This is a genomic window from Halomonas sp., from assembly GCF_041689495.1.
Lineage (GTDB): Bacteria > Pseudomonadota > Gammaproteobacteria > Pseudomonadales > Halomonadaceae > Halomonas.
Genome location: NZ_JBDNGD010000015.1, coordinates 1 through 2,256 on the forward strand (window position 1 = coordinate 1; position 2,256 = coordinate 2,256).

Consider the following 2,256-nt stretch of genomic DNA (forward strand, 5'->3'; position numbering starts at 1 on the left):
CAGTGGGCGGACTGCCTGCCCCAGCACGTCAGTTTCAAACATAGCGTGCAGGTTTTCCGGCAGATCACCGCACGTTCGCCGCTGACGGAAGAAGAATGCCAGAGCATCATGGGGCAAATAACAACGATCCGGGTGGGTCAGCGGCCGGATCGGTTGGAGCCGCGAGCCATCAAACGGCGGCCACGGCCCCATCGATTACTGAAAGTGCACCAGCATCAAGCTCGTGAGCAAATTCGCCGACAAGGACATCCGAAAAAGCTTAAGTAAGTGCCATTCGGGTCAGACCCTTAAGTAGATTTAAGGGTCTGACCCGCGGGCGCGACCCGCGGGCGCGCGGCGTTTGTGTATGCCCCACAGTGCGGAGCCTCCAGCGGGCGAGGTGGCGTGTACCATGAGTTCGTGTCATGTGCGAATGCACGCCCGGTGCTACACTGTGTGCAGATACTTTGGGAGGCATTGTCATGCTTAGCTCTACCGCTCCGATCACGGAGGTCGATGAAAAGCCCGCCGCCGTTGTCTTGGGTGATGCCGTAGCCAGTGCTGCCAGTGACTTGGGGCTCTCCCAGGAGGAGGTCAAGGCGATTATCGGTCGCCACCGCACCAGCACCTCACGCACGGGTATCGCGCCGGGAAGTAAGGCGGGAGAGCTGAGCCTGCTCCTGGTGCGAACGCACCGGGCCTTGGGAAGCATCGTGGGCTGGGATGTCGAGCTGATGCGGCACTGGATCGACACGCCCAACACCGGGCTCGGTGGTGACCGCCCCCGCCACTTGCTCAGGGCCGTGGAGGGCATGACCCGAGTGGTTCACTACCTGGAAGACACCCAGGCACGCCCCTGATATGACCGATTGGCACCAGCGGGTCCAGGCCGGCCGTCTCAGGGCGAGCGGCGACCTTTTTCGGATCACCAAGGCGCAAGAAGACACCGACATCGCCCACGCCAAGCGCCTCAAGGATCCGGGAGATATGGTGGCCTTGCGCAGGCTGTTGGATGAGCAGCGTGAGAGGGAGGGTCTGATGGCGGGCGTGGCCCATCTTGATATCCACCTTGCCCGTCCGTTCCGAAAGCCGCCGCTGGCATACCCTTCCCGCTTTGGGCGTGTCATGGAACCGGGCATCTTCTATGCCAGCCGTGCACCGCTTACCTGTCTCGCCGAAAAGGCCTACTATCAGTTTCGCTTCCTTCACGACCAGCAGACCCCGCCACCCAAGGCCATTGGCTCGAACTACGCCTTGCTGTTGGCCCGCTATTCGACACCGCATGGGCTCCCTCTGGACGCCTTGGTTTGGCAGGATCGCCGGGCCGAGATCACGAGTCCTTCGGATTACGCGGCATGTCATGCAGTGGGCCAGTGTGCGCGGCAGGCCGGTGTCGAAGCGATCGAGTTCCCCTCGGCGCGGCTGTCACCGTATCTCACCCAGCGTGGCACCCGCCGTTTCGGCTCTGAACAAGTGCGTGGTGAATGCAATATTGCCTTGCTGTCGCCGACGGCCCTCTCCTGTGCGGCGCCCCGTAACACTTTTCGGGTGACGTCACGAGAAACGCGCGACCTGATCCGGTTCTTCCTGTGGGGAATGGAGAAGGGGGAGCCAGTGCGTCAGGTGCGGTTCCGTCTGGCGCCACTGCTGGTCAACGGCCATTTGCCGATTCCGCGATGACCCAAGGCGAGTCTCGCCTCGGCCTTCAGTCTGTTACGAGGGAGTAAGATGTGACAGGCAAGGACGCACCGGTAGTGCTGGTCTCCAACACCTACTGGTACCTCTATAACTTTCGCCGGGGGAGTAGGGTCAGGCCCTTAAGTAGATTTAAGGGTCTGACCCCCTAAGGCAAAACCCTGGCATCATGAACCCGATGTCAGAGCTTTCATGGCGACAAGGGGCCACAAGATGCATGCCACCGTAAAAGATCTGCGCCTTCAGGCTAGAGCACTGCTGGCGGCTACGCAGCGCGGCGAAACTGTGGAAATTACCTATCGTGGCAAGCCCTGTGCGCGGTTGGTCGGGTTGGCGGCCAATCAACAGGAAGCGCGACCTTCGCGTAACCCTGCCTTTGCCCTATGGGCAGACCGAGAGGAGATGGAGGACGTCGACGCTGAAGTCCGCCGTCTTCGCGAGCCGCGCACGTTTGGCGAGAACGACTGATGCTAGTCGATACGGATGTTCTGATCTGGAATCTGCGGGGCAATACTGCCGCGGCCGACAGACTGGATGAGATGCCAGGCTTTTCGATCTCTGCCGTGAGCTACATGGAGCTGG

3 protein-coding genes and 1 pseudogene are annotated in these 2,256 nt (G+C 61.2%); all 4 read left to right on the forward strand.

The annotated features are described in order from the left end of the window. Positions 1–267, forward strand: a pseudogene (locus ACESMD_RS00470) (IS4 family transposase); the annotation flags it as partial. A 194-nt stretch (positions 268–461) separates the two neighbouring features. Beyond that, positions 462–839 (forward strand): MbcA/ParS/Xre antitoxin family protein, encoded by a 378-nt coding sequence (locus tag ACESMD_RS00475; RefSeq protein ID WP_372609338.1) that lies wholly within the window; start codon positions 462–464, stop codon positions 837–839. 1 nt (position 840) lies between these two features. Further along, positions 841–1,659: an RES family NAD+ phosphorylase gene (locus tag ACESMD_RS00480; RefSeq protein ID WP_372609339.1), complete on the forward strand. Its 819-nt coding sequence runs from the start codon at positions 841–843 to the stop codon at positions 1,657–1,659. A gap of 228 nt (positions 1,660–1,887) precedes the next feature. Next, positions 1,888–2,142: a type II toxin-antitoxin system Phd/YefM family antitoxin gene (locus ACESMD_RS00485; protein WP_372609340.1), complete on the forward strand. Its 255-nt coding sequence runs from the start codon at positions 1,888–1,890 to the stop codon at positions 2,140–2,142. Positions 2,143–2,256 lie beyond the last annotated feature (114 nt).

What these genes read in the sequence shown, in the direction of transcription:
- ACESMD_RS00475 (WP_372609338.1), top strand. Translation starts at nt 462, where the DNA reads ATGCTTAGCTCTACCGCTCCGATCACGGAGGTCGATGAAAAGCCCGCC.
- ACESMD_RS00480 (WP_372609339.1), top strand. Translation starts at nt 841, where the DNA reads ATGACCGATTGGCACCAGCGGGTCCAGGCCGGCCGTCTCAGGGCGAGC.
- ACESMD_RS00485 (WP_372609340.1), top strand. Translation starts at nt 1,888, where the DNA reads ATGCATGCCACCGTAAAAGATCTGCGCCTTCAGGCTAGAGCACTGCTG.